General features: G+C 61.5%; 25 protein-coding genes. 19 read left to right on the forward strand and 6 right to left on the reverse strand.

From position 1 onward, the window contains the following. Window positions 1-167: 167 nt before the first annotated feature. Window positions 168-2,888 carry a DNA mismatch repair protein MutS gene (gene mutS, locus Q1B40_RS21490; protein ID WP_299819360.1) on the reverse strand — a complete coding sequence of 907 codons (2,721 nt, stop codon included), beginning with the start codon at window positions 2,886-2,888 and terminating at the stop codon, window positions 168-170. A 250-nt stretch (window positions 2,889-3,138) separates the two neighbouring features. Between mutS and Q1B40_RS21495 the strand changes: the two genes are divergently transcribed. The 4 genes from Q1B40_RS21495 to trpB all read left to right on the forward strand — a co-directional run bounded on the left by Q1B40_RS21495 (window position 3,139) and on the right by trpB (window position 8,009). After that, complete coding sequence (locus Q1B40_RS21495) at window positions 3,139-5,421, forward strand: NADP-dependent malic enzyme (RefSeq protein ID WP_299819363.1); 2,283 nt, start codon at window positions 3,139-3,141, stop codon at window positions 5,419-5,421. 169 nt (window positions 5,422-5,590) lie between these two features. After that, window positions 5,591-5,878, forward strand: a complete 288-nt coding sequence (locus Q1B40_RS21500) for a GIY-YIG nuclease family protein (protein ID WP_299819366.1) — start codon at window positions 5,591-5,593, stop codon at window positions 5,876-5,878. Between the two features lie 233 nt (window positions 5,879-6,111). After that, window positions 6,112-6,756, forward strand: coding sequence for a phosphoribosylanthranilate isomerase (locus Q1B40_RS21505; protein ID WP_299819369.1), 645 nt, complete (start codon window positions 6,112-6,114; stop codon window positions 6,754-6,756). Window positions 6,757-6,803: 47 nt separating this feature from the next. Continuing rightward, entirely contained in the window at window positions 6,804-8,009 is a 1,206-nt protein-coding gene (trpB, locus tag Q1B40_RS21510) for a tryptophan synthase subunit beta (RefSeq protein WP_299819745.1), read from the forward strand. 49 nt (window positions 8,010-8,058) lie between these two features. On the opposite strand, the gene Q1B40_RS21515 is transcribed toward trpB, so the two are convergent. After that, window positions 8,059-8,298 (reverse strand): hypothetical protein, encoded by a 240-nt coding sequence (locus Q1B40_RS21515; protein ID WP_299819372.1) that lies wholly within the window; start codon window positions 8,296-8,298, stop codon window positions 8,059-8,061. 271 nt (window positions 8,299-8,569) lie between these two features. Between Q1B40_RS21515 and trpA the strand changes: the two genes are divergently transcribed. From trpA to Q1B40_RS21535, 4 genes are all read left to right on the forward strand, one after another. Beyond that, window positions 8,570-9,403 carry a tryptophan synthase subunit alpha gene (gene trpA / locus Q1B40_RS21520; RefSeq protein ID WP_299819375.1) on the forward strand — a complete coding sequence of 278 codons (834 nt, stop codon included), beginning with the start codon at window positions 8,570-8,572 and terminating at the stop codon, window positions 9,401-9,403. Window positions 9,404-9,546: 143 nt separating this feature from the next. Further along, complete coding sequence (gene accD / locus Q1B40_RS21525; protein ID WP_299819378.1) at window positions 9,547-10,509, forward strand: acetyl-CoA carboxylase, carboxyltransferase subunit beta; 963 nt, start codon at window positions 9,547-9,549, stop codon at window positions 10,507-10,509. Window positions 10,510-10,648: 139 nt separating this feature from the next. After that, the gene (locus Q1B40_RS21530) at window positions 10,649-11,965 is read left to right on the forward strand and encodes a folylpolyglutamate synthase/dihydrofolate synthase family protein (RefSeq protein WP_299819381.1); all 1,317 of its coding nucleotides are present in this window, start codon (window positions 10,649-10,651) and stop codon (window positions 11,963-11,965) included. A 53-nt stretch (window positions 11,966-12,018) separates the two neighbouring features. Then, entirely contained in the window at window positions 12,019-13,281 is a 1,263-nt protein-coding gene (locus Q1B40_RS21535) for a hypothetical protein (protein ID WP_299819384.1), read from the forward strand. Between the two features lie 273 nt (window positions 13,282-13,554). Here the strand turns inward: Q1B40_RS21535 and Q1B40_RS21540 are convergent, their stop codons facing one another. Together Q1B40_RS21540 and Q1B40_RS21545 are read right to left on the reverse strand one after the other, a co-directional pair. After that, window positions 13,555-14,472 (reverse strand): bifunctional helix-turn-helix domain-containing protein/methylated-DNA--[protein]-cysteine S-methyltransferase, encoded by a 918-nt coding sequence (locus Q1B40_RS21540; RefSeq protein WP_299819387.1) that lies wholly within the window; start codon window positions 14,470-14,472, stop codon window positions 13,555-13,557. Window positions 14,473-14,567: 95 nt separating this feature from the next. Then, the gene (locus tag Q1B40_RS21545) at window positions 14,568-15,029 is read right to left on the reverse strand and encodes an Lrp/AsnC family transcriptional regulator (protein ID WP_299819390.1); all 462 of its coding nucleotides are present in this window, start codon (window positions 15,027-15,029) and stop codon (window positions 14,568-14,570) included. A 129-nt stretch (window positions 15,030-15,158) separates the two neighbouring features. On the opposite strand from Q1B40_RS21545, the gene rocF reads away from it, so the two are divergent. From rocF to Q1B40_RS21560, 3 genes are all read left to right on the forward strand, one after another. Continuing rightward, window positions 15,159-16,100 (forward strand): arginase, encoded by a 942-nt coding sequence (rocF, locus tag Q1B40_RS21550; RefSeq protein WP_299819393.1) that lies wholly within the window; start codon window positions 15,159-15,161, stop codon window positions 16,098-16,100. Window positions 16,101-16,111: 11 nt separating this feature from the next. Next, window positions 16,112-17,197, forward strand: a complete 1,086-nt coding sequence (locus Q1B40_RS21555) for an ornithine cyclodeaminase (protein WP_299819396.1) — start codon at window positions 16,112-16,114, stop codon at window positions 17,195-17,197. 149 nt (window positions 17,198-17,346) lie between these two features. Continuing rightward, complete coding sequence (locus Q1B40_RS21560; RefSeq protein WP_299819399.1) at window positions 17,347-17,895, forward strand: hypothetical protein; 549 nt, start codon at window positions 17,347-17,349, stop codon at window positions 17,893-17,895. Window positions 17,896-17,913: 18 nt separating this feature from the next. On the opposite strand, the gene pyrF is transcribed toward Q1B40_RS21560, so the two are convergent. Both pyrF and Q1B40_RS21570 read right to left on the reverse strand, forming a co-directional pair. Then, complete coding sequence (gene pyrF, locus Q1B40_RS21565) at window positions 17,914-18,654, reverse strand: orotidine-5'-phosphate decarboxylase (protein ID WP_299819402.1); 741 nt, start codon at window positions 18,652-18,654, stop codon at window positions 17,914-17,916. A gap of 92 nt (window positions 18,655-18,746) precedes the next feature. Beyond that, the gene (locus Q1B40_RS21570; protein ID WP_299819405.1) at window positions 18,747-19,595 is read right to left on the reverse strand and encodes an SDR family NAD(P)-dependent oxidoreductase; all 849 of its coding nucleotides are present in this window, start codon (window positions 19,593-19,595) and stop codon (window positions 18,747-18,749) included. Window positions 19,596-19,735: 140 nt separating this feature from the next. Here Q1B40_RS21570 and hisB point away from each other — a divergent pair, with 140 nt between their 5' ends. The 8 genes from hisB to coaA are packed head-to-tail and all read left to right on the forward strand — an operon-like array spanning window position 19,736 to window position 24,682. Next, window positions 19,736-20,329 carry an imidazoleglycerol-phosphate dehydratase HisB gene (gene hisB / locus Q1B40_RS21575; protein ID WP_068408532.1) on the forward strand — a complete coding sequence of 198 codons (594 nt, stop codon included), beginning with the start codon at window positions 19,736-19,738 and terminating at the stop codon, window positions 20,327-20,329. Window positions 20,330-20,343: 14 nt separating this feature from the next. Next, window positions 20,344-20,844: a DUF2628 domain-containing protein gene (locus tag Q1B40_RS21580; RefSeq protein WP_299819413.1), complete on the forward strand. Its 501-nt coding sequence runs from the start codon at window positions 20,344-20,346 to the stop codon at window positions 20,842-20,844. Beyond that, window positions 20,841-21,494, forward strand: a complete 654-nt coding sequence (gene hisH, locus Q1B40_RS21585) for an imidazole glycerol phosphate synthase subunit HisH (RefSeq protein ID WP_299819416.1) — start codon at window positions 20,841-20,843, stop codon at window positions 21,492-21,494. Before Q1B40_RS21580 ends, hisH begins: the two co-directional genes overlap by 4 nt. 21 nt (window positions 21,495-21,515) lie before the next feature. Beyond that, entirely contained in the window at window positions 21,516-21,803 is a 288-nt protein-coding gene (locus Q1B40_RS21590; RefSeq protein WP_299819419.1) for a DUF1330 domain-containing protein, read from the forward strand. Between the two features lie 6 nt (window positions 21,804-21,809). After that, window positions 21,810-22,553 carry a 1-(5-phosphoribosyl)-5-[(5-phosphoribosylamino)methylideneamino]imidazole-4-carboxamide isomerase gene (gene hisA, locus Q1B40_RS21595; protein ID WP_299819422.1) on the forward strand — a complete coding sequence of 248 codons (744 nt, stop codon included), beginning with the start codon at window positions 21,810-21,812 and terminating at the stop codon, window positions 22,551-22,553. After that, window positions 22,550-23,329: an imidazole glycerol phosphate synthase subunit HisF gene (hisF, locus tag Q1B40_RS21600; RefSeq protein ID WP_299819426.1), complete on the forward strand. Its 780-nt coding sequence runs from the start codon at window positions 22,550-22,552 to the stop codon at window positions 23,327-23,329. The genes hisA and hisF overlap by 4 nt, the downstream gene beginning before the upstream one ends. Window positions 23,330-23,346: 17 nt before the next feature. Beyond that, a complete protein-coding gene (locus Q1B40_RS21605; RefSeq protein WP_299819429.1) occupies window positions 23,347-23,670 on the forward strand; it encodes a phosphoribosyl-ATP diphosphatase in 324 nt (107 codons plus the stop codon). Between the two features lie 46 nt (window positions 23,671-23,716). Further along, window positions 23,717-24,682, forward strand: a complete 966-nt coding sequence (gene coaA, locus Q1B40_RS21610; RefSeq protein ID WP_299819433.1) for a type I pantothenate kinase — start codon at window positions 23,717-23,719, stop codon at window positions 24,680-24,682. Window positions 24,683-24,740: the final 58 nt, after the last annotated feature.

The following is a 24,740-nucleotide window of genomic DNA, read 5'->3' on the forward strand; positions in this document are numbered from 1 at the left end:
GGTCTTCTCGAAGGGCAGGGCAAAAAGCCGTTCGCAGTAGCAAACGGGCGGAAGCGCAAACCGGAAACGAATTCAGGGGGCAGTCTGCCGGGAATACTGCCAGTTGAATGAATTTGCCGTCAAGTGGCAACAGCGGCGGTGTCTTTCACACCGGGAAACATCGCCGCTCAGGCTGGTTTCTTTCCGCTGAGAGCCTTCAGCCTGTACAGCGCTTCCAGGGCTTCCCGTGGTGTCATGTCGTCAGGATCGATGTCGCGGAGGGAGTCCAGAACGGGATCCGGTTCGGCGGAAGCAGCCGCAGTCGCCACAGGCGCCAGGTTGGCGAAGAGCGGTAATTCGTCGATCAGGCTTTCGGCGGGAGATCCGCGGTCCTGCTCTTCCAGCTGGCTCAGAACCTGTCTGGACCGTTCGACCACCATGGCTGGAAGACCGGCGAGCTTGGCGACCTGGATGCCGTAGGACCGGTCGGCGGCCCCCGGCACGATTTCGTGCAGGAAGATGACGTCGCCGTTCCATTCTTTCACCGAAACGGTGGCATTGGACAGCCGCTCGAGTCTGGCCGAAAGAGCCGTAAGCTCGTGATAATGAGTTGCGAACAGGGCTCGGGACCTGTTGACCTCGTGCAGGTGCTCGATGGTAGCCCAGGCGATGGACAGGCCGTCGAAGGTTGCCGTCCCCCGGCCGATCTCGTCCAGAATGACCAGCGACCGGTCGCCGGCCTGGTTGAGGATGGCGGCCGTCTCGACCATTTCCACCATGAAGGTTGAGCGGCCGCGGGCAAGGTCGTCGGCGGCTCCGACACGCGAAAACAGCCGGTCAACGACGCCGATATGCGCTTCGGCAGCCGGTACGAACGCTCCCATCTGTGCCATGACGGCAATCAGCGCATTCTGGCGCAGAAAGGTTGATTTACCGGCCATGTTCGGGCCGGTTATCAACCAGATATGACCGGTATCGCCGTCCTTGTCGGGACCGAGACTGGCGTCATTGGCGACAAAGCTGTCACTGCCGGTTTTTTTCAGGGCCCGTTCCACGACGGGGTGGCGCCCGCCCTTGATTTCAAAGGCCCTGCTGTCGTCGACGGTCGGGCGAACATGGTTTTCTTCCTGGGCGAGCTTCGCCAGCGCTGCCGAGACATCCAGAACACCGAGACCCTGCGCGGCCGCCTTGATCGTCTCGCCCGCGTTGATGATTGCCTGCGCCAGCCGGTCGAAAATCTCCAACTCGATGGCGAGCGAGCGTTCACCGGCGCTGGCGATCTTCGATTCCAGTTCCGCCAGTTCCGTCGTCGTGAAGCGCATCGCCCCCGCCATGGTCTGGCGGTGAATGAACCGCCCCGGATCCGCGGTCATTTTTTCGGTCTGCGCCGAGGGAGCTTCGATGAACCAGCCGAGCACGTTGTTATGCTTGATCTTCAGGGATCTGAGGCCGAGTTCTTCCGCATAGCTGGCCTGGAGCCTGGCAATCACCTTGCGGCTCTCATCGCGCAGGGCGCGCAGTTCATCGAGATCGGCATTGAAGCCGGTGGCGATGAAATTGCCGTCCCGTTTCAAAAGAGGCGGATCTTCCTTGATCGCGGAAACCAGTTCGACGCCCAGATCATGCGGCGCGCGCTCCAGGCTGGCGCGGGCCGCGGCGATTTCCGCCGGGATGGCGTCCGCGGCCGCCCCGGTCTGAGCGAGCACCATGCGGGACGCCGCCAGCCCCTGGGCAATGGCGAGAATGTCACGCGGCCCGCCCCGGTTCAGCGCGATGCGGGAAAGCGCCCGGGCCATGTCCGGCGCGCCCTTCAGCGTCCGGCGCAAATCTTCGCGCATGATTTCGTGGTCGAGGAAGAAGGCGACGGCGTCGTGACGGCGGTTTATGGCGTCCACATTGACCAGCGGCCCGGCAAGGCGGCTGGCAAGAAGCCGCGACCCGCCACCGGTGACGGTTCGGTCGATCGTGGCAAGCAGGGACCCCTGCTTCTCTCCGGAAAGCGTCCGTGAAAGTTCGAGGTTTGCGCGTGTCGCCGGATCGATGAGCATGCGGCCCGCCCCGGCCTCGCGTACCGGCGGATCGAGAGGCGGGCGTTCTCCAAGCTGGGTTTTTTCGATATAGGCCAGAATGCCGGCAGCGGCCGCAAGCTCGGCCCGGCTGAAGGTGCCGAACCCGTCCAGCGTCTTCACGCCGAAATAGTGCCCCAGCCGGTCGGTGGCGGTCGAACTGTCGAAAAAGGCGCGCGGCACCGGCGACAGCGCCCCGCCGAGCTGTTCGACGATCTGGCGCAGCTCGGTTTCCTGCAGCAGATTGTCCGGCAGCACAAGCTCGCGCGGCGACACCTGCGCCAGATCGGCGGCAAGGCGCTGATGATCGGTTTCGGAAACCTGGAATGACCCGGTCGACATGTCGATCCAGGCAAGGCCGTAAACCGCATCGCCCTCCAGCGAGCCGCCTTTCAGACGGGTCAGCGCCATCAGGTAATTGTTTGCGCCCGCATCGAGCAGCCGTTCCTCGGTCAAGGTGCCGGGCGTCACCAGACGGACCACGTCCCGCCGGACCACGGATTTGGAACCGCGCTTTTTGGCTTCCGCCGGGTTCTCGGTCTGCTCGCAAACCGACACCCGGTGACCCTTGGCGATCAATTTCTGCAGGTAATCGTCGGCGGCGTGAACCGGCACGCCGCACATGGGGATGTCCTCGCCCTGATGCTTGCCGCGTTTGGTCAGCGTGATGCCCAGCGACTGCGAGGCGATTTCGGCATCTTCGAAGAACAGCTCGTAAAAGTCCCCCATCCGGTAGAACAGCAGGCTGTCCGGATTGGCGGTCTTGATCTCGATGTACTGGGCCATCATCGGCGTGACCTTGGCGTCCGCCGGGGCTGGTTGCTGCGCGCTCCGTCCACTCATGCCTGATACCTAAATCAACCGGCTTTCAAGGGAAAGCACCTCGATGCGGTTAACTTCATCGATCCAAAGGAGAAAGCGCCTTGTGTCCGTTTTCGGCCGCGCCCGCGCGGTTTCGGCGCTTGCCGCACACCTTGTGCGAACCTCATTATGCAAAGAGGCTACCGTGTCGCGGGTTGAGGGTTCAATTTCCAGCGGATAAGGTCAGGCGCCCGCCACCAAGAGCGGGTCTTCTAGAGGAACCGCCCGCATTATGTCCGCCGATAAAAAATCGTCCAAACCATCCGTCAGCTTCACCGATCAGGAAGCATTGCAATTCCACCAGGAAGGCCGGCCCGGGAAACTGGAAATTACGCCGACCAAACCGATGGCCACCCAGCGCGATCTGTCCCTGGCCTATTCCCCCGGCGTGGCGGTTCCGGTGCGGGCGATCGCCGACGATCCGAGCCGTGCCTATGATTACACCACCAAGGGCAATCTCGTCGCGGTGATTTCCAACGGATCCGCCATCCTTGGAATGGGCAATCTCGGCGCTCTGGCCTCCAAGCCGGTGATGGAGGGAAAGGCGGTTCTCTTCAAGCGCTTCGCCGATGTCGATTCCATCGATCTTGAAATCGATACCCAGGATGTCGATGAATTCGTCAATGCCGTCCGCTATCTCGGGCCGTCTTTCGGCGGCATCAACCTTGAGGACATCAAGGCGCCCGACTGCTTCATCATCGAGCAGCGCCTGCGCGAACTGATGGACATTCCGGTCTTCCACGACGACCAGCACGGCACGGCGATCATCGCCGCTGCCGGTCTCATCAATGCCCTGCACATGACCGGCCGGGACATGAAGGATGCCAAAATCGTCTGCAACGGCGCGGGCGCGGCCGGAATTGCCTGTATCGAACTCATCAAGGCGATGGGCGTCCCTCACCAGAATGTCACCCTCTGCGATACCAAGGGCGTGATCTACAAGGGCCGCGAGGAGGGCATGAACCAGTGGAAATCCGCCCATGCCATCGAGACGCAGGCCCGCTCGCTCTATGACGCCTTGAAAGGTGCGGATGTCTTTTTCGGCGTGTCGGTCAAGGGTGCGCTTACGCCGGACATGCTGCGCGCCATGGCACCGAACCCGGTCATTTTCGCCATGGCGAACCCGGACCCGGAAATCACGCCGGAAGAAGCCGCCGAAGTTCGCGACGACGCCATCGTCGCCACGGGCCGTTCGGATTATCCCAATCAGGTCAACAACGTCCTCGGCTTCCCCTATATTTTCCGCGGCGCGCTGGATGTTCACGCGACCACCATCAACGAGGCCATGAAGGTCGCCTGCGCCCATGCGCTGGCCGAACTCGCCCGTGAGGAAGTCCCGGACGAGGTGGCGGCCGCCTATCGCGGCAACCGGCCGAAATTCGGCCCCGAATACATCATTCCCGTACCCTTCGACCCGCGGCTGATCCATGCGATCCCGCCGGCCGTTGCCCAGGCGGCGATGGATTCCGGCGTCGCCCGCCGTCCGATCGTCGACATGGAAGCCTACAAGCACCAGCTGTCCGCCCGGCGCGATCCTGTCGCCGGCACCTTGCAGCGGATCTTCTCCAAGGTCCGTCAGCAGCCCAAACGCGTGGTTTTCGCGGAGGGCGAGGAAGAACCGGTGATCCGCGCAGCCACCAGCTTCGTGTCGCAGGGCCTTGGCGAGGCCATTCTCATCGGCCGCGAGGACGAAATCAAATCCATGGCCGAACGCGCCGGGATCGATATAGAGCGCCCGGGAATTTTCATCCAGAACGCCCGCCTCTCCGACCGCAATGCCGACTACGCGCAATATCTTTACGGCCGTCTGCAACGCAAGGGGTACCTCCTGCGCGACTGCCAGCGCATGGTCAACAACGACCGCAACTACTGGGGCGCCATCATGGTTGCCCGGGGTGATGCGGACGCCATGGTCACCGGCCTCACCCGCAACTATTCCGTCGCCCTCGACACGGTGAAGGACTGCATCGATCCGAAGCCGGGCCATCGCGTGATCGGTGTCTCCCTGGCGCTGGCGCGCGGCCGCACGGTGCTGATCGCCGACACGGCGGTGATCGACATGCCGACCTCCGAAGAACTTGCCGACATCGCGGAGGAAGCAGCACATGTTGCCCGCAAGCTGGGCTATGAGCCGCGCGTCGCCATGCTGGCCTATTCCACCTTCGGACATCCCAAGGGCGAACGCTCCGAAAAGGTCCAGGAAGCGGTGAAGATCCTCGACCGGCGCCGGGTGGATTTCGAATACGACGGCGACATGGCCGCCGATGTCGCCCTCAACATGGACCGCATGGGCGCCTATCCCTTCTGCCGCCTCACCGCCCCCGCCAACGTCCTCGTCATGCCGGCCTTCCACTCCGCGTCCATCTCCACGAAGATGCTCCAGGAACTCGGCGGCGCCACCGTCATCGGCCCGTTGCTCGTCGGTTTCGACAAACCCGTCCAGATCGTACCCCTCGGCGCAAAGGACAGCGATATCGTCAACATGGCCGTCATCGCGGCATTCGATGTGACGTGATGAGTACGAAATCCGGACTGCCTCGGCTCTCCGGTCCCGGCTCGCGCTGCGCTTGGCCGGGATGACGAAGGAGAGTTGGTTCTGTGCTGGCTTCCGTATTCCCGGATGACCGGAAAGAGATCCGGATTCGAGAAAGCTCGGATCCGGACTTTTCGGAGTAGACCGACATTTGACTGCCTTCGTCTACATACTGGCTTCTCGCCCCTATGAAACCCTCTACACGGGGGTGACCACGGACCTCGCCCGCAGAATATATGAGCATCGCGAAGGTCTGATCGAAGGGTTCTCGAATCGTTATGGCATCAAGATGCTGGTCTGGTATGAAACACATGAGAAGATCGGCGATGCGATCGAACGGGAAAAGCGTATCAAGCGCTGGCGGCGGCAATGGAAGTTTGAGCTGATCGAGACACTGAATCCCGAATGGGAAGATCTCTATTCCACGCTCAACCAATAAGTTGTCTCCCCTCGTTGGTCATCCCGGCCAAGCGTAGCGCGAGCCGGGATCGGAGAGCCGCTGACGTTTCTGGATTTGGTCACAAGAAGTGCCATTTATACAGGCTTCCGGCTCCCGAATCTCCCTTGGGTCGACCGGGGCGACCTAAAAATGGCGGCAACTCCCGCACTTCACTACGGGAAACGCTGTTTCTCTTTTGACAAAACCTGCCTCACCGGCGATACCTCGAAACCATGTCTGATATTCAAGTCAAAATCTGCGGTCTCAGCACCGAGGACACCATGGAAGCCGCGCTTGACGCAGGGGCGGATATGGTTGGGCTGGTGTTTTTTCCCAAGAGCCCGCGCCATGTTTCGCTCACGCAGGCCTGCAGGCTGGCGGATATGGCCCGAGGCAGGGCGGAGATTGTTGCGCTGACCGTGAACATGGACCTCGACGGATTGTCGCGGATCAATGAACTGGTTGCGCCCGATACCTTCCAGTTTCACGGCAGCGAAACTCCGGAAGCCTGCGCGGCGGTCAAGGTGATGCAGGGTACCAAAATCATGAAGGCCGTTGCGGTTTCGGAAAAGGCCGATCTGGAAGAGGCGCAATATTACGCTATCGTCGCCGACCGGATCCTGTTTGACGCAAAACCGCCGGAAGGGTCGGATCGGCCCGGCGGCAACGGGGTTACCTTCGACTGGACCCTGCTTAAAGATCTTGACCTGAAGAAGCCCTATATGCTTTCCGGAGGGCTGACTGCGGCAAATGTCGCGGAGGCCATCCGCTTGAGTGGAGCGCGGGCGGTCGACGTCTCCTCCGCTGTCGAGCGGGAACGTGGCGTCAAGGACAACGACCTGATCCGCGCTTTTGTCGCGGCAGCCAAAAACGCCTGATATCCGGAAGAAACCTGCCTGCGGCAAGGAGTTTACGCGTGAACGAGATGGCAAACAGCATTCGGACCGGCCCGGACGATCGCGGTCACTTCGGCATCTTCGGCGGCCGCTATGTTGCCGAGACCCTGATGCCGCTGATCCTGGATCTGGAGCAGCACTACAAGGATGCCAAGAACGATCCGGCCTTCCATGCCGAGATCGAGAACCTGAACAAGCATTACACCGGCCGTCCCTCGCCGCTCTATTTCGCCGAGCGCCTGACGGAAGAGCTCGGCGGCGCCAAGATCTATTTCAAGCGTGACGAGCTGAACCACACCGGATCGCACAAGATCAACAACTGCCTCGGCCAGATCCTTCTGGCCAAGCGCATGGGCAAGACCCGCATCATCGCCGAGACCGGTGCAGGACAGCACGGCGTCGCCACCGCAACGGTCTGCGCCCGCTTTGGCCTGCCCTGCGTCGTCTACATGGGCAAGACCGATGTGGAGCGGCAGAAGCCCAACGTCTTCCGCATGAAGCTTCTGGGCGCGGAGATCGTTCCGGTGACCGCCGGGGCCGGGACCCTGAAGGACGCCATGAACGAGGCGTTGCGGGACTGGGTGACCAATGTCGACGACACCTATTACCTGATCGGTACGGCTGCGGGCCCGCACCCCTACCCGGAAATGGTGCGCGATTTCCAGTCGGTGATCGGCAAGGAACTGCGCGAGCAGATGATGGAAGCCGAAGGCCGTCTGCCGGATGCGCTGGTGGCTGCTGTCGGCGGCGGCTCCAATGCCATCGGCCTGTTCCATCCGTTCCTGGATGACAAGAACGTAAAGATCTACGGCGTCGAAGCCGGTGGCCGCGGCCTGCAGGGTGAAGAGCATTGCGCCTCGCTGACAGCCGGCAAGCCCGGGGTTCTCCATGGGAACCGGACCTATCTGCTGCAGGATGACGATGGTCAGATCCTGGAAGGCCACTCGATTTCCGCCGGTCTGGACTATCCGGGCATCGGCCCGGAACATTCCTGGCTGAAGGAAATCGGCCGCGTGGAATACGTGCCGATCATGGACACCGAAGCTCTGGAGGCTTTCCAGATGCTCACCCGTGTCGAAGGCATCATCCCGGCCCTGGAGCCGGCCCATGCCCTGGCTCATGTGGTCAAACTGGCACCGCAGATGGACAAGGATCAGATCCTTGTGATGAACCTCTGCGGCCGTGGCGACAAGGATGTCTTCGCAGTCGGCGAGATGCTGGGCTTCGACCTTTAGGTCAGGATCGCCTGACCTCTATCGACGAGATCGGAAAGGCCGTGCGTTTTCAGGACGCGCGGCCTTTTTTTGCAAGGATCGGACGGGCGACGAGCGCGGATTCAAGAAGCTGCTGCTGACCGCGCGCATCCAGATGTTCCGCCTGCTGCAGCGGATCGGATACCACAGGCCGGACCGGGTAGCGCGGTTGCTTTTGGCCGGCGTGAAAGCCGATATTGAATTGCTTCATGCGCCGCCAAAGCTTTTCGCCGAGAGGTGTAGGGGCAGGCTCGAAGAGAGAATGGGCCATTTTCAGCTCCGTGTTGTTGTTTGCAGGTGCAGGACCAGCCTTAGAATAGGCGCACATAGTGCATTTTTCCAGTTGGAATTTCCAGCTCCCCCGAATTCCTGCCATGCACAATCGGTGGAGCTGACCTTCGGTTCCGAAACCTCCCGCCTATGGCCGCGGCGCGGCCCGTTTGTGCATTGTTGGATTGACAGGGCGCATGCGGCCCCCGTACATCGCAGGAACGAAAAAGGCCTGCGGGAATGTGAAGCGGGCGCAGGAAGGGTAGCAGTGCATGACGCAAACGCGCATCGACCGCCGTTTTAAGGCCTGTGCAGACGCAGGCCGGCCGGCTCTCGTCACGTTTATTACCGCAGGCGATCCGGATCTGGACACGTCTCAGGCCATATTGAACGCTCTGCCGGCCGCCGGTGCCGACGTCATCGAGCTCGGCATGCCCTTCTCCGATCCGATGGCCGAAGGCATTCCGATCCAGCTTGCCAACCAGCGCGCCCTGGCTGCCGGCCAGACCATGGAAAAGACGCTCGACATGGTGCGCGCGTTCCGCAAGCAGGATCGGGAAACGCCGATCATCCTGATGGGCTACTACAATCCGATCTATGTGCGCGAACCGGTGAAATTCGTCCAGGTCGCCAAGGACGCTGGTGTCGACGGCCTCATCATTGTCGATATTCCCGCCGAAGCCGATGACGAGCTGTGCATCCCGGCAATGGACGCCGGGCTGAACTTCATCCGGCTCGCAACGCCCACGACGGACGACAAGAGGCTGCCCGCCGTTCTGGCCAATACCTCCGGTTTCGTCTATTACGTATCCGTCACAGGCATCACGGGCGCCGATATCGCCGATACCGGCCGGGTCACCGACGCCGTGAACCGGATCAAGGGTCATACCGATCTGCCCGTGGCGGTCGGGTTCGGCGTCAAGACCGCCGAGCAGGCGGCTGTCATCGGCAAGGATGCGGACGGTGTGGTGGTTGGCTCGGTTCTGGTCAATGCCATTCGCGACAGCCTGGACGAAACAGGCAGGGCGTCGGACAGAACGGTACAGGCGGTTTGTGATGTGGTGACCGGACTGGCCGGCGGCTGCGCCCGGGCCCGAAGGTCCTGATCTCGCCCCATTTGGCAATTGTATTAGCAGGAATTGCGGCGGACCCCATATTTCCGCCTGTCGGTAACCGGAGCACTTGCGGGAAAGCTGGACAACCAGCTTTGCTCATCCTCAAACAGCTCAAAGCAACGGACACGTGAAACGTGAACTGGATCAATTCTATCGTACGCCCCAAGATCCGGGATCTTTGGAAAAAGCGTGAAGTTCCGGAAAATCTCTGGATCAAGTGTCCCGAAACTGGGGAAATGGTGTTCCACCGGGACCTGGAGGCAAATCTCTGGGTCATTCCGAATTCCGGACACCACATGCGCATGCCGGCGCGCCGGAGGCTGGAATCCTTTTTCGACGGCGGCCAGTACACTCGTGTCGCAACGCCCGAGGTCCATGCCGACCCGCTCAAGTTCCGCGACAGCAAGCGCTATAATGACCGCCTGAAGGATGCCCGGTCCAAGACCGGCGACGACGAGGCCATCCATGTTGCCCAGGGCAAGGTCAACGGCATGGTTATCACCACGGCCGTTCAGGACTTCACCTTTATCGGCGGCTCCCTCGGCATGGCCGTCGGAGAGGCCATCCTTGCCGGCATGTTGAAGGCCGTTGAGGACAAGACCCCCTTCGTCATGTTCGTCGCTTCGGGCGGTGCCCGCATGCAGGAAGGCATCCTGTCGCTGATGCAGATGCCCCGTACCACCGTCGGCGTGCAGATGCTGCGTGAAGCCGGACTGCCCTATATCGTTGTTCTGACCAACCCGACAACGGGCGGCGTTTCGGCGTCTTACGCAATGCTTGGCGATGTCCAGATAGCCGAGCCCGGCGCGCAGATCGGCTTTGCGGGCCGGCGCGTGATCGAACAGACGGTCCGCGAAAAACTGCCGGACGATTTCCAGACCGCCGAATATCTTCTCGAACACGGCATGATCGACATGGTCGTGCCGCGCCAGCAGATGAAGGACACGGTCGCCCGGATCTGCGGCATCCTCATGAAGCGGGAAGTCCAGCTGCCGCAGATGGCTCTCGAGGCGCCGAAAAAAGCCGAACCCGAGGCCAAGGCTGAAACCGCTGCACCGGTGGAAACCAAGGTAAAAGAGGCCGAGGCGGCCAAATAAGCGCTCAGGTTTACCCTGAATTATCGCGAAAGCGGCATGAGAGCACAAAATCGGCCTGCCTGCTTGTCAGGCGGCCGGTCATCTCGTAAACGCGTATCTCATGCTGAACACGGGACCAAAGGCACCCGCGGAGGGCGCATTGGATCAAATAATCAAAATCCTCGACCGCCTGCTGGCCCTGCATCCCAAGGAGATCGATCTCTCGCTTGGGCGCATGCACAGGCTGCTGGCGGCGCTTGGCCACCCGGAACAGCGTCTGCCCCCGGTCATTCATATCGCCGGGACGAACGGCAAGGGCTCGGTGACCGCCACCATGCGGGCGGTTCTGGAAGCTTCCGGAAAACGCTGCCACGTCTACACCTCGCCGCATCTGGTCTCCTTCAACGAACGCATCCGGCTTGGCACGGACGGAAGGTTCGTCTCTGACGCCATGCTCCAGGAAGCGCTGCAGCGCTGCGAGGAAGCCAATGCGGGCGAAGAAATCACGTTTTTCGAAATCACCACCGCCGCAGCCTTCCTGCTTTTTGCGGACAACCCTGCTGACATTCTGCTTCTCGAAGTAGGCCTTGGAGGGCGCCTGGACGCGACCAACGTCGTCGACCGGCCGCTTGCAACGGTCATAACGCCGGTGTCCATGGATCACGAGAAATTCCTCGGCAACGATGTTGCGGAAATCGCTGCGGAAAAGGCAGGGATCATCAAGCAGGGTGTTCCGGTCGTATGTGCGGCCCAGGAAGACGCCGCCCTTCGGGTGATCGGACGCCAGGCGGCCCGGAACCGGGCCTCTCTTGAAGTTTTCGGTCAGGATTTTGTGGCTCTGGAGGATCAGGGCCGAATGACCTATCAGGACGATGATGAACTGATCGATCTGCCTTTGCCGATATTGAACGGCCGCCATCAGGTCGCCAATGCCGGCCTGGCGCTGGCAACCCTGAAGGCAGCCGGGCTTCTGCCGGAAGAGGCTGTCATTGCCGATGGCCTGAAGTCGGTCAACTGGCCGGGTCGGCTTCAGCCGGTCACGCACGGGCCGCTGCATGACCTGTGTCCGGAAGATGCGGAAATCTGGGTCGATGGCGGCCATAATCCCGGTGCGGGTATTTCCATTGCCGAATTCATGGGTGAACAGGAAGAACGCGCTCCCCGCCCGCTCTACCTGGTCTCCGGCATGCTGACCACCAAGGATCCGGTCGGTTTCTTTCGCCCTTTCCACGGTCTGGTCCGCCATGTCGGCACCGTGCCGATCTCCTCGACAAATACGGCCAGAACGCCGGAGGATCTTGCGGACCTTGCCCGTTGCGCGGGTCTGGAGGCAACGCCGTTCCAGTCTCTGGACGCAGCCCTCGCCGATGTGGCAGCCTGCGCCGCCAAGGATGGTGAGCCACCGAGGATCCTGATCTGCGGGTCGCTTTATCTCACCGGCGAAGCTTTGGCGCGCAACGGCATGGCGCCGCAATAGGCCGACCGATCCATAATGCCAGAGTCCGCTTTGGCGCCAGGGAGAGCAGCTCCATGCATCCGATGTTCAAGGTGTCGGCCCGGTTTGCCGGATTTCTCGCGGGGACCCTCGCGCTTGCAACCACGGCATTCGCGCTCTCCGGTCAGTACGAAACGCCTCCGGAACAGGATCCGGCCACCGTTCTGGACGGAAAGGAACTCGGCCCGGGCTATGCCGTCCTCGCGCCGGTCCGCGGCGATGGTTTCCTGCGCATCTACCAGCTCCAGACGGATCTCGGTGTGGAGAGGATCGAAGGCGACGGCCTCCTGAAGCTCCGGCTGTTGGAAATTGCGGTCGTGATCGGCCTGGAAAGCCTCAAGAACGATGCAAGTTTTGTTGACGGCCTCAAGCAGGCGGCAATGAAACCGGTCGAATTCGTGGAGAGCACGGTCACCGACCCGGTCGGCACGGCCAAAAGCACGGTGTCGGGTGTCGGCCGCATGTTCGGGCGCCTGACAAAAGGTGTCGAAGCCGTGGTCGCCGGCAAGGGCGGCTCTCCGACGGAACTCGCCAGGTCGATTACCGGCCAGGCCCGCGCCCGGCGTGAACTCGCGGTGGAACTCGGCGTCGATCCCTACACGTTCTACCGGCCGCTTTCGGAAAAGCTCGATGAAACCGCCAGCGTCACCACGGCGGGCAACTGGACGATCACGGCGATCACCAGCCTGCTTCCGGGTGGCCTGATCGTCAACACGGCCCGCACGGCGGACAATTTCCGCACGATGATCGTCGACAGTACGCCGACAGAGCTGGAAGAGCGCACGGCGGAAACATTTCGCAAGGCGGGCGTCTCGGAGGCGACAATAGCGAAAATCGCAGCCAATCCGTTCTTTACCGAAGGGGAAAAGGCGGTCATTGCCTATCAGCTGCTGGCCATGCCCGGGGTGCAGGACCTTGACCTCGTGGCCGCCAAAGCCGCCGAAGCCGAAAGCCGCGACATCGCCTATTTCCAGCTGCGCCGTGTCGTCCTCCTGGAAACCTACAACAGGACCGTCTCCGGCCTCAGCCAGATAAAGCTGGTCTCCGGCATTCCCGTCGCCATCCGGCGCGACGGGCTGGCGGCCATCGTCATGCCGCTCGACATGGTGGCCTGGACCCAGACCGTCGCGCAGGCCTTTTCCGCCATTCATGAAGGTCTCGGCAGTCTTCCGTTTCCTCCCACCGGCGTGGACTTCCTGATCACCGGCGACCTGACCCCCATGGCAGCGGAACGCCTTGCCTCCTTCGGCTGGTCGATCACCGGCAGCTACCCCATGCCGCCGGGCCCGGTGCATTGAACGGGCGAGCCGGTACGGCGCGCTTTCGGATATCAGGTGAAAGCAGTGTCTGAGGGAAGTGGGACCCCCACCCCTAACCCCTCCCCACAAGGGGGAGGGGAATGCCGTCCAGTCCGGAACAAACTAATTGTTTCCCTACTGACGTTTCGTGATTTTCCGCAGGCGCTGATCAAATACTGAAGCGTGGTCCCCCTCCCCCTTGTGGGGAGGGGTTAGGGGTGGGGGTAACTGCCCATCCAGAACCGATGTTTTCCACTCAACTCGGCAAAGGCCTCAAACACACTCCAGCACAGGCCCGGACAATCCGCTTTCCCAGCCGAGAATGGCACGCTTGCGGGTGAGGCCCCAGTGATAGCCGCCGAGCTTTCCGCCCTTGGCGAGCACCCTGTGGCAGGGAACCACGAAGGAAATCGGGTTGCGGCCGACCGCCGTTCCGACGGCGCGGGATGCCTTGGGGCTGCCGATGCGCGCGGCAACGTCGGAATAGGTGGTGACCTGGCCCATCGGAATGTTCAGGAGCGTCTGCCAGACGCGGATTTCGAAGTCCGTGCCTATCATGACAATGTTTAGCGGCTGGTCCTGCTGCCATTTTTCCGGATCGAACACACGGCCGGCATAGCCCGACGTTGCCTCCTGATCCTGAACATACCGCGCCGCCGGCCAGCGGCCGCTCATGTCTTCAAGGGCCGCCTGCTCCTCTCCCGGATCGGCGAAGCCGAGGCCGGCAAGGCCCTTGTCGGTTGCCATCACGAGAACCTGGCCGAAGGGCGAGGGATGAAAGCCATAGGCAATCGCCAGCCCGCCGCCCCGGTTCCGGTAATCGCCCGGGGTCATGGCTTCGTGGGTGACGAACAGATCGTGCAAACGGGAGGAGCCGGACAGGCCGACTTCATAGGATGCGTCCAGAACGCTGGCGGAGTCCCGGAGGAGTGCCTTGGCGTGGTCGAGCGTGATCGCCTGCAGGAACTGTTTCGGCGTCAGGCCGGCCCAGCGCGAGAACACTCTTTGCAGCTGGATCGGCTGCAGTCCCGCCTCCCGCGCCAGTTGCTCCAGTGACGGCTGGTCGCGCCAGTCGCTGGTGATCCGCTCCAGTGTCCGGCGGACAACGGCATAATGCTCGGCGGCTTCCTCGCCGACCGAGATCGGCGTGGGGTCCGGCGCAAGGCCGGCAAGATCGATGACTTTGGTCATGGCGATTGCCTCACTTCCTCAATTCCGGGCCGATCCTAGCCGCCGCCGGAGGCAGGCGCGACCCGATTTGCGAGAATCCGGGACAGGCCGCGGACTTACCCCGTCTCGCGTTTGAATTCGCTTGGCGAAACCGCAGGTCCCTTGCGCGTGGTCAGAAGCAGGTTGGTTTCCGTTGCCGCGATGCCGTCGATCAGCCGGATCCTGTTCAGCGCATCGTCGAAAGCGGAAAGGTCCCGCGTCGCGACATCGAGGACAAGGTCCCATTTGCCATTGGTGGAATGAATGGCCCTGACCTCAGCCATCGCGCTCAGGGCGCGGATCGCGGGATCGGTGTTTCTCCCCTCCACAACGACGAGGGTGACGGCACGGATCGGCAGGTCCCGCCAGTCATCGCGCAGGACCGCCGTGAAGCCGAGGATTTCGCCGGTCTCCACCAGCTTCTCCATCCGCGCACGAACCGTGGCGCGTGTAACTTTCAGGTCGCTTGCCAAATCGGACACTGATCGTCGGCCATCATGACGAAGCAAGGCTATCAACCGCAGGTCCAGATCGTCCATCTTATCACTTTGATCAATCAAACATATCAGAATGATAATTATAACTGCGCAATTGATCAAGTGACCGGATTTACTCCGCCGCCATGTTTCCGCAGAATTGAAACATTCGGAGACGGGCGGAGGAACAAGGTGAACGTTGCCAGGAAAGACATCGTGCTGGTCGGTGCACCCGTGGACGAGGGCGCGGGACAGCGAGGCTGTCTCATGGGTCCGGACGCCTATCGCACCGCGGGCCTTGCCGGCATGCTTGAGGCGCTGGGCCACACAGTCGTCGATCACGGCAACCTGGCGCCTGCCGAAGTCGGTCCCCTTAGCGCTCCCAATCCGGTTCTGAAGAACTATCAGGCCTATGTCGGCTGGACACGGGCGCTTCATGACAAGGCTGCCGATCTTGGCGCAGCATCTGTCTTTCCGATCTATATGGGCGGCGATCACGCCATGGCCGCGGGTTCGGTCTCTGGTCAGGCAAAGGCCGCGGCGGCGCAGAACCGTCCGCTCTTCGTTCTCTGGCTCGATGCCCACTCGGATTTTCACACTCTGGAGAGCACCGCCAGTGGCAATCTGCACGGCACGCCGCTCGCCTTCCTGTGCGGGCTGCCCGGTTTTGACGATTTGCTCGGATCGCCGCTTCAGCACACCCTGAAGCCGGAAAACGTCGAGATTCTAGGGGTCCGTTCCATCGACGCGCAAGAGCGCGACATGCTGCACAGTCTCGGCGTCGGTGTCAGCGACATGCGCCGGATCGACGAGCAGGGGATTGGACCGCTGCTGAAGCCGTTCCTGGAGCGGGTGAAGGCCGCCAACGGCTTGCTGCATGTTTCCCTGGATGTTGATTTCCTCGACCCGGAAATCGCCCCGGCCGTGGGCACCACCGTTCCGGGTGGGGCGTCCTTCCGGGAAGCCCACCTGGTCATGGAAATGCTGCATGACAGCGGCCTGGTGACCTCTCTCGATCTCGTCGAACTCAACCCTTTTCTGGATGAACGCGGAAGAACCGCGCGCCTGATGGTCGAGCTTGCGGGCAGCCTTTTCGGGCGCCGCGTCTTCGACCGGCCGACAAGAAGTTTTTAAAGGATCAAACCATGCAACGCGGAACCGCCGACCTCAAACCGTCCGATCTCGCTTACGTGCCTTTCGTCAGCGTCGACAACATGATGCGCAATGTACGCGCCGTCGGTGTCGAGACCTTCCTGCGCGGTCTTGCGGAATACATCGAGCAGGATTTCCTGCGCTGGGAAAGCTTCGACAAGAAACCGCGCATCCCTGCGCATGCGCCCCAGGGTGTGATCGAGCTGATGCCGACCAGCGACGGCGAGACCTTCGGCTTCAAATATGTCAACGGCCATCCGGGCAACACGAGCGACGGCCTGCAGACGGTGACGGGTTTCGGCGTTCTCGCCAACCTGAGGACCGGTTATCCGGTTCTTTTCAGTGAAATGACCATCCTGACAGCCCTGCGCACGGCGGCGAACTCGGCACTGGCCGCGAAATATCTGGCCCCCCAGCGTGCAACCACCATGGCCGTGATCGGCAACGGCGCCCAGTCCGATTTCCAGTGTCTGGCTTTCAAGGAACTGCTTGGCATTACCGAAATCCGCGCCTTCGACATCGAAAAGGCGGCCAGCCTGCGCCTTGCGCGCAACCTGCTGGACTCCGGCTTGAACGTGACGATCTGCAAGACGGCGGAAGATGCCATCGAAGGGGCGCAGATCATCACGACGGTGACGGCCGACAAGAAGAACGCGACCATCCTGACGGACAACATGGTCGGGGCGGGTGTTCATATCAACGCGGTCGGTGGCGACTGTCCGGGCAAGACCGAGCTGCACAGGGACATCCTTCTGCGCTCCGACATCTTCGTCGAGTTTCCGGACCAGACCCATATCGAGGGCGAATTCCAGCAGCTCGACCGGGACCACCCGGTCACCGAACTCTGGCAGGTCTACTCAGGCAAGGCTCCGGGACGTACGTCCGACGACCAGATCACCCTCTTCGACAGCGTCGGCTTCGCCATTGAGGACTTCGCCGCCCTGCGCTATGTGCGCGATCTCCTGCCGAAAACCGGTCACTTCGAAAAGCTGGATCTCCTTGCCGACCCGGACGACCCCCGCGATCTCTACGGCATGGTGCTGCGCTCCGCCGCTTGCGATGACGACAAGGCGGCTTGAACGGGTCGATTCGGACACGGTGCGGTCATCGGCAGCTTGATCCGTCCCGAAGCGATGAAGATAAAATCTTCCGGGCAGAGTGCTTTAAATCTTAAGAATATCCATGTTGAAAGAACGATCTTCAACGTCAGGTCACTTAAGGATATTCCATGAATTTCAGATTTCTTGCTCTCGTGAGCCTTGCCTGCTGCACGGCCTCTGTCGCCCAGGCCAGCGAAGAGTATTTCACCTACAAGGACTGGACTGTCCTGGTTGAAACGGTGGATACGGGAGAAGATCTGCGAACCACATGCCGGATGTGGACGGGCGGTGATGGCGATCCGACGGTCGGTTTTTCCATCTCGAACGGCGACGCGCTTCCGCCAGACTTTTTCCCGGGTGTCCAGCTCTCCGAACGTGCCTTCCGCGGTCAGGCAACCGTTTTGCAGAACGATCAGAAGGTGAATTTCGTCTTCGATGACGGCGACAGCGCGCAGGCGACTGTCTTTGCCGGTTTCGACGAAGACGGATTTGCATTCGCGGAGACAAATTTCCCCTATGAGGACAATCAGCGCGTTCTGCAGGCGATGCAGCGCAACGGACAGATCGACATCGTGGCGCCGGCTGGCCTTTTCTACACAGCCTCGCTGAACGGCTTTACCGCATCCTACCGCAAGGTAGCCGAACAATGCGGTTTCACGGTCGACGGCGTGCTCTAAGGCCTGAGAGGACATCCTCTAGGCGGGAACAGCGTCCAGCGCTCCGTCGATCTCCGCAATGACGGCTTCAGCAGCCGCAGCCGGGTCCGTGGCCTGGCTGATCGGCCTGCCGACGACCAGATAGTCGCTTCCGGCCCGCATGGCCTCGGCCGGGGTCATGATACGGCGCTGGTCGCCGGCCGCGCTGCCCGCCGGGCGGATGCCGGGGGTCACGATGACCAGTTCGTCGCCGAGGATCGTCCGCAATTTCCGGGATTCCGTCGCGGCACAGACGATCCCGCCCATGCCGGCGGCTTTCGCGTCTCTGGCGCGGGCTTCCACCACGTCGGAGAGCGGGCCGCGATATCCGGCCGCATGCAGGTCCGCCTCGTCCATGGAGGTCAGGACAGTCACGCCCAGCAGACACAGATCCTGATTGCCGTCTTCCACCAGACCCTTGACTGCCGCCCGCATGGTTTTGGGATAGCCATGCAGGGTCACGAAGGTCATCCCCATCCTGGCGACATTGCGCACCGCCTTGGTGATGGTGATGTCGATGTCGTGGAGTTTGACATCAAGGAAGATTTTTCTGCCTTCCGCCGCCAGATCGCGCGCGAATTCCAGCCCGCCCGCGAACTGCAGCTCCATGCCGATCTTGTAGACGCCGACCTTGCCGTCGGTCCGCCTGACCAGATCTTCCGCCTCCCCGACCGTAGGAACGTCCAAGGCAAACACCAGGCGATCGCGCGAGTTTTCAGGTGCGAAGCGGCTCTTCGGCATGATTCGGGTTCCTTTCTGCGGCTGGGGATGGTTTGACCATAGCATTTTGCACCCAGCCGCGCCAGAAGCGGACGACGGATACGAAAGCCTGATCAGCTTTCGCCCGCTCTTTCGAAAGCGGCATAGGCATCCTTGTAGTCCGGATGCCAGCGCGACAGCGGTGGCCGGTTCTCGATGATGTCGCCGACTGCCCATCTGGCCCGCAGCCGGTCCCGTGCACTGTCGACATCATTGTCCGGGCACAGGATGTAGAAGTCGCCCGCGGCCATGCGCTCGAGGAAATAATCGACTGTCTGCTCGCTGGTCCAGGCGGCCGCAGGTTTTTCCTTGTGATTGCCCTCGGTTATGCCTGTAAAGGTGAAGCCCGGCACGAAGAGATGCACCGAAATCGGCGCACCAGCCTCCCGCAATTCATGCGCGAGCTGCTCGCTGAGCACCTTGACCGCCGCTTTCGTGACATTGTAGCCCGGATTGCCCGGCGGTGTGGTGATCCCCTGTTTGGAACCGGTGTTGATGATCACCGCCGGACGGCCGGCATCGACCATGCGCTGCGTGAAGGCCTGAACGCCGCGCAGGACACCGAAGAAGTTGACGTCTATCAGCTTCGACCAGTTGTCGGCCTGTCCCCACGCCGTGGTCGGCAGGCTGATGCCGGCATTGTTCATCAGAACAGCAACCGGCCCGCTTGCGAAGGCCTTTGCGGCCAAAGCCTCGACCTGGGCCGTGTCGGTGACATCGGTCGCAACGGCCAGCACCACGGCATCCGGGTTTGCGGCGGCGCGCACCGTCCCGGCCGCCGTTTCGAGGGTTGCGCCCGGCAGATCGGCAAGAATGACGCCCAGACCGGCTTCGGCAAAACGGATGGCGGCCGCCAGTCCAACGCCGCTTGCAGCGCCGGTCACGACGGCTAGGCCGCCTTCTGAAACTGCTTTTGTGTACATGGTCGATCTCTCCTGCAATCGGGTTTGGACAGGGCGGTCAGGCAACCGCCGGAACTTTCGCGTCGAAGTCTCTATTTCATTAGGCGGTTCAGGCTGCTACAACACCGCCGGTTCGTCACCCTGAACGAGGACAACAGCTTATGCGCACAGCGAGTGTATCGCGCGATACGAAAGAAACCCGCATTTCGGTGGAAATCAACCTGGACGGCACGGGCGCGTATGACGTCCAGACCGGCGTCGGGTTTTTCGATCATATGCTGGAGCAGCTTTCGCGCCATTCGCTGATTGACATCAAGGTCCGCGCGGACGGCGACACCCACATTGATTTTCACCACACGGTCGAGGACACCGGCATCGCGCTGGGTCAGGCCATTCGTGAGGCGCTGGGCGATCTGGCGGGCATCAACCGCTATGCCGACACGCACCTTGCCATGGACGAAGCCCTCACCCGCTGCGCGCTCGATGTGTCCGGCCGGCCGTTTCTGGTCTGGGACGTGACTTTCGACCGGGACAAGATCGGTGAATTCGATACGGAGCTGTTCGAGGAGTTCTTTCGCGCCTTTGCGATGAATTCCGGTATCACCCTTCATATCGCCAATCTTTACGGGTCCAATTGCCACCATATCGCGGAAACCTGCTTCAAGGCCGTTGCCCGCACGTTGCGCAAGGCGGTTGAAATCGATCCCCGGCAGGCGGATCGGGTTCCGACCACCAAGGGCCGGCTCGGCAGCTAGGACGGAATTGGCGAATGAGCACCTATATCGTGATGGCGCCGCCGGAATATGAGAATCTGGCGGGAGATCCCCGCCAGACCGACCGGCTTGCCTTTGTGCCGGACGGGTTCTCCTTCCTTGCGTTTTTCTTTTCACCCATCTGGCTGCTGTTTCACCGCATGTGGCTGGTTCTGCTCGGATATCTTGCGGTGACGCTGGTCATCGAACTGCTGGCGCAATCTTTCAACAGCGGCGCCATCGGTCTTGCCGCCATGATTGTCTCGATCCTGTTCGCACTGGAAGCGCAGGCACTGCGCCGCTGGTCCTTGGGACGCAAGGGCTGGCGTGTGGTCGGTATTATCGAGGGCAAAGGTGTGGCGGAAGCCGAATTGCGCTTTCTGCACAAGGCCGGCCAGACCCCTGCTTCTCCTGACGCAGGCCAGGAACTGCAGCGCCCCACCCCCTCGGCGATCATCCCCAGGGTGGGCAGCGAGCAGGTCGTCGGCCTGACGCTCGGTCCGGAGACCCGTCAATGACAATTGCGATTATCGACTACGGCTCGGGCAATCTGCGCTCGGCGGAAAAGGCATTCGAGCGCGCGGCCCGCGCTCATGCCCATTCGCCGAATGTGATCGTGACCGCCGACCCGGAGCGGGTTCTCAAGGCCGACTATGTGGTGCTGCCGGGCGTCGGTGCTTTCGCGGACTGCAAGCGCGGCCTGTGGGCGGTCGACGGCATGCCGGAAGCGTTGGAAGAGACAGTCCGCGTCCGGGGCAAGCCGTTTTTCGGCATTTGCGTCGGCATGCAGCTTATGGCTGGCCGCGGTCTTGAATTCGAGACGGTCGAAGGCCTGGGCTGGATCGAGGGCGACGTGACGGCCATGAAACCGTCCGATCCGTCCCTGAAGATCCCGCATATGGGCTGGAACACCATCGACGTCCGGCCGGACGGTCACCCGGTGTTCAAGGGCATCGAAACGGGCCCGGACGGCCTGCATGCCTATTTCGTTCATTCCTATCACCTTGAATGCGCCCGTGAGGAAGACCGGCTGGCGACCTTCGACTATGCAGGCACTTTCACGGCGATGGTGGCGAAGGACAATATGATCGGAACCCAGTTCCACCCGGAAAAAAGCCAGCGGCTCGGACTTGAGCTGATCGCGAATTTTCTGGACTGGACGCCGTAGAAATCAATTCGGGAGACAGACATGACGAAAGCCTATTGGATTGCGCGGGTCGATGTGCACGATCAGGACGGCTATCCGCTATACGTCGAGACGGCGAAACCGGCCTTTCAGAGGTTCGGAGCGGTCTTTCTGGCGCGCGGTGGCAAGACCGACGCCGTCGAGGGCCCGGGCCGGGCCCGCAACGTCATTATCGAATTTCCCAGCTTTCAGCACGCCGTCGATTGCTATAACTCGCCGGAATACCAGGAGGCGGTGAAAGTCCGTCAGAAAGTTGCCGATGGCGAAATCGTCATCGTTGAAGGAATTTAGGACAACATGATTCTCTTTCCCGCCATCGACCTGAAGGATGGCCAGTGCGTGCGCCTGAAGCTTGGCGACATGGACCAGGCGACCGTCTTCAACGACAACCCCGGAGCCCAGGCGAAAGCCTTCGAGGACCAGGGTTTCGAATGGTTGCACGTGGTCGATCTGAACGGGGCTTTCGCCGGTGAAAGCGTCAATGGCGCAGCGGTTGACGCCATTCTGTCGGCGACGAAGAACCCGGTTCAGCTCGGAGGCGGGATCAGGAGCCTGGATCATATCGAGACCTGGCTCGCAAAGGGTATCACACGTGTCATTCTCGGAACGGTGGCTGTGCGCGATCCGGATCTGGTGAAAGAGGCCTGCCGCAGGTTTCCCGGCAAGATCGCCGTCGGCATCGACGCCAGGGGCGGCCGTGTCGCTGTTGAAGGCTGGGCGGAAACCTCCGAGCTCACCGCCGTGGACCTTGCCAAACGCTTCGAGGACGCCGGTGTTTCGGCGATCATCTACACCGATATCGACAGGGACGGCGTTCTCAAGGGGCTCAATATCCCCTCCACGCTAGAGCTTGCCCGGTCCGTCTCCATCCCGGTAATCGCTTCCGGCGGCCTTGCCTCCATAGACGACATTCACCGTCTGCTGGAGCCGGACTGCAGAATTCTCGAAGGCGCGATTTCCGGCAGAGCGCTCTACGACGGGCGCCTGGATCCGAAAGAAGCGATGGCGCTGATCGCGGCGGCGCGGAGCAAAGCATCATGACATTGAAGGCCCGTGTCATTCCCTGCCTCGACGTGAAGGACGGCCGCGTCGTCAAGGGCGTCAACTTTGTCGATCTTGTTGATGCCGGCGACCCGGTGGAAGCTGCCAAGGCCTATGATGCCGCCGGAGCCGACGAGCTCTGTTTTCTCGACATCACCGCCAGTCACGAAGGCCGCGACACGATCTACGACGTGGTGCGCCGCACCGCCGAAGCCTGCTTTATGCCGGTGACGGTGGGCGGCGGTGTGCGCACCGTCGAGGATATCCGCAAGCTTCTCATCGCCGGGGCGGACAAGGTGTCCATCAACACCGCCGCAGTCAACAATCCCGACTTCGTGCGCGCGGCGGCCGAAAAATTCGGGGCGCAATGCATCGTGGTCTCGATCGACGCCAAACAGGTCAATGCCCCCGGTGAGCCGGAGAAATTCGAGATCTTTACCCATGGCGGGCGCAATGCGACAGGCATCGACGCGGTGGAATTCGCCAGAAAGGTCGTCGAACTCGGCGCCGGTGAGCTGCTGGTCACCTCCATGGACAGGGACGGCACCAAATCCGGCTACAATATTGCCCTGACACGAGCGATTGCCGACGCGGTGCCGGTGCCCGTCATCGCTTCCGGTGGTGTCGGGACACTGGATCACATGGTTGAAGGCATCCGGGATGGTCACGCCACCGCGGTTCTGGCGGCTTCGATCTTTCACTTCGGCGAATTCACCATCCAGGACGCCAAGAGGCACATGAACTCCGATGGTGTGCCGATGCGTCTCGATGCCTGACTGGAGACCCTAGCCAAATGACCAAGTTCACTCTGGACGATCTGGACGCCATAGTGGCCGCGCGTGCGGAGAGCGACGACGAGACGTCCTATACGCGCAAGCTTGTCGGCAAGGGCGTGGCCAAATGCGCGCAGAAGCTCGGCGAGGAAGCGGTTGAAGCGGCGATTGCCGCGGTCAGGCAGGACCGAGAGGAATTGACGGCGGAAGCCGCCGATGTGCTTTATCATCTGCTGGTGGTTCTGAACGTGTCCAATGTTCCGCTTGGAGATGTTATGAAGGAACTCGGCAGACGTACGGGACAGACCGGACTTGAAGAAAAGGCCTCCCGGCCGCAGGAATAACAGCCGTTTCCCGCGGTCAGCCGCAGCAGCAGGGACTGCGATAGAGATGGATCAGAAAGTCTCCACGGCCCTGGACATGGATCTGTCCCCCTACCGGGTGTTCACCGAGCGCCAGTGGGCCCGCTTGCGTGCCGACACGCCGATGACCCTGTCCGGCCATGAAGTCTCGCAATTGCAGGGCCTGAACGCGCCCATGTCCATCGAGCAGGTCGAGACGATCTATCTGCCATTGTCCCGGCTGCTCGCCTTTTACGCCGAAGCCACGGTGACCATCCATCAGGCAACGCAGAATTTTCTCCAGACCAGCGACGGCAAGACGCCCTTCATCATCGGTGTCGCAGGCTCCGTGTCCGTGGGAAAATCCACCACTTCCCGTGTTCTGCGCGAGTTGCTCGCCCGTTGGCCGGCCAGCCCCAAGGTGGATCTGATCACAACCGATGGATTTCTATATCCGAATGCGATTCTGGAAGCCGAGGGACTGATGTCCAAGAAGGGCTTTCCGGAAAGCTTCGACCGGCCTCAGCTGCTGAAATTCCTGTCCGACATAAAGGCCGGCAAGCGCCATGTCAGGGCTCCCGTCTATTCGCACTTCTACTACGATGTCATGCCGGGCCACACGGTGACCGTCGACAGGCCGGACATCCTGATCGTCGAAGGACTGAACGTCCTTCAGACGCGGGAGCTGCCCAAAGACGGCCGTGCGGTGCCGTTCGTCTCGGATTTCTTCGATTTTTCGGTCTATATCGATGCAAACGAGAATTTGCTGCTGAAATGGTATGTCGACCGGTTCATGCGGTTGAGGGAGACGGCATTCCGTGATCCCGGTTCCTACTTCCACAAGTATTCGCGCATTTCGGATGCGGAAGCCCTGGAGACCGCACACAGGATCTGGACCGAAATCAATCTGGTGAACCTGCGCGAGAACATCCTGCCGACCCGGCCGCGAGCCGATCTGATCCTGTCGAAGAACGCCAGCCACCGAATTTCCAAGGTCGCCCTGCGCAAGATCTGAAAACGCTTCGGGTCGGTGATGCGTCGATCCAATGCAAAACGCCCGCGCCTTTTGTAGG

Source organism: uncultured Roseibium sp., assembly GCF_947496995.1.
GTDB lineage: Bacteria > Pseudomonadota > Alphaproteobacteria > Rhizobiales > Stappiaceae > Roseibium.

Excerpts from the sequence above, each read along its gene's own strand:
- mutS (WP_299819360.1), bottom strand. The coding sequence starts at position 2,888 with ATGAGTGGACGGAGCGCGCAGCAACCAGCCCCGGCGGACGCCAAGGTC.
- Q1B40_RS21495 (WP_299819363.1), top strand. The coding sequence starts at position 3,139 with ATGTCCGCCGATAAAAAATCGTCCAAACCATCCGTCAGCTTCACCGAT.
- Q1B40_RS21505 (WP_299819369.1), top strand. The coding sequence starts at position 6,112 with ATGTCTGATATTCAAGTCAAAATCTGCGGTCTCAGCACCGAGGACACC.
- trpB (WP_299819745.1), top strand. The coding sequence starts at position 6,804 with ATGGCAAACAGCATTCGGACCGGCCCGGACGATCGCGGTCACTTCGGC.
- Q1B40_RS21515 (WP_299819372.1), bottom strand. The coding sequence starts at position 8,298 with ATGGCCCATTCTCTCTTCGAGCCTGCCCCTACACCTCTCGGCGAAAAG.
- trpA (WP_299819375.1), top strand. The coding sequence starts at position 8,570 with ATGACGCAAACGCGCATCGACCGCCGTTTTAAGGCCTGTGCAGACGCA.
- Q1B40_RS21535 (WP_299819384.1), top strand. The coding sequence starts at position 12,019 with ATGCATCCGATGTTCAAGGTGTCGGCCCGGTTTGCCGGATTTCTCGCG.
- Q1B40_RS21540 (WP_299819387.1), bottom strand. The coding sequence starts at position 14,472 with ATGACCAAAGTCATCGATCTTGCCGGCCTTGCGCCGGACCCCACGCCG.
- Q1B40_RS21545 (WP_299819390.1), bottom strand. The coding sequence starts at position 15,029 with ATGGACGATCTGGACCTGCGGTTGATAGCCTTGCTTCGTCATGATGGC.
- Q1B40_RS21555 (WP_299819396.1), top strand. The coding sequence starts at position 16,112 with ATGCAACGCGGAACCGCCGACCTCAAACCGTCCGATCTCGCTTACGTG.
- Q1B40_RS21560 (WP_299819399.1), top strand. The coding sequence starts at position 17,347 with ATGAATTTCAGATTTCTTGCTCTCGTGAGCCTTGCCTGCTGCACGGCC.
- pyrF (WP_299819402.1), bottom strand. The coding sequence starts at position 18,654 with ATGCCGAAGAGCCGCTTCGCACCTGAAAACTCGCGCGATCGCCTGGTG.
- Q1B40_RS21570 (WP_299819405.1), bottom strand. The coding sequence starts at position 19,595 with ATGTACACAAAAGCAGTTTCAGAAGGCGGCCTAGCCGTCGTGACCGGC.
- hisB (WP_068408532.1), top strand. The coding sequence starts at position 19,736 with ATGCGCACAGCGAGTGTATCGCGCGATACGAAAGAAACCCGCATTTCG.
- Q1B40_RS21580 (WP_299819413.1), top strand. The coding sequence starts at position 20,344 with ATGAGCACCTATATCGTGATGGCGCCGCCGGAATATGAGAATCTGGCG.
- hisH (WP_299819416.1), top strand. The coding sequence starts at position 20,841 with ATGACAATTGCGATTATCGACTACGGCTCGGGCAATCTGCGCTCGGCG.
- Q1B40_RS21590 (WP_299819419.1), top strand. The coding sequence starts at position 21,516 with ATGACGAAAGCCTATTGGATTGCGCGGGTCGATGTGCACGATCAGGAC.
- hisA (WP_299819422.1), top strand. The coding sequence starts at position 21,810 with ATGATTCTCTTTCCCGCCATCGACCTGAAGGATGGCCAGTGCGTGCGC.
- hisF (WP_299819426.1), top strand. The coding sequence starts at position 22,550 with ATGACATTGAAGGCCCGTGTCATTCCCTGCCTCGACGTGAAGGACGGC.
- Q1B40_RS21605 (WP_299819429.1), top strand. The coding sequence starts at position 23,347 with ATGACCAAGTTCACTCTGGACGATCTGGACGCCATAGTGGCCGCGCGT.
- coaA (WP_299819433.1), top strand. The coding sequence starts at position 23,717 with ATGGATCAGAAAGTCTCCACGGCCCTGGACATGGATCTGTCCCCCTAC.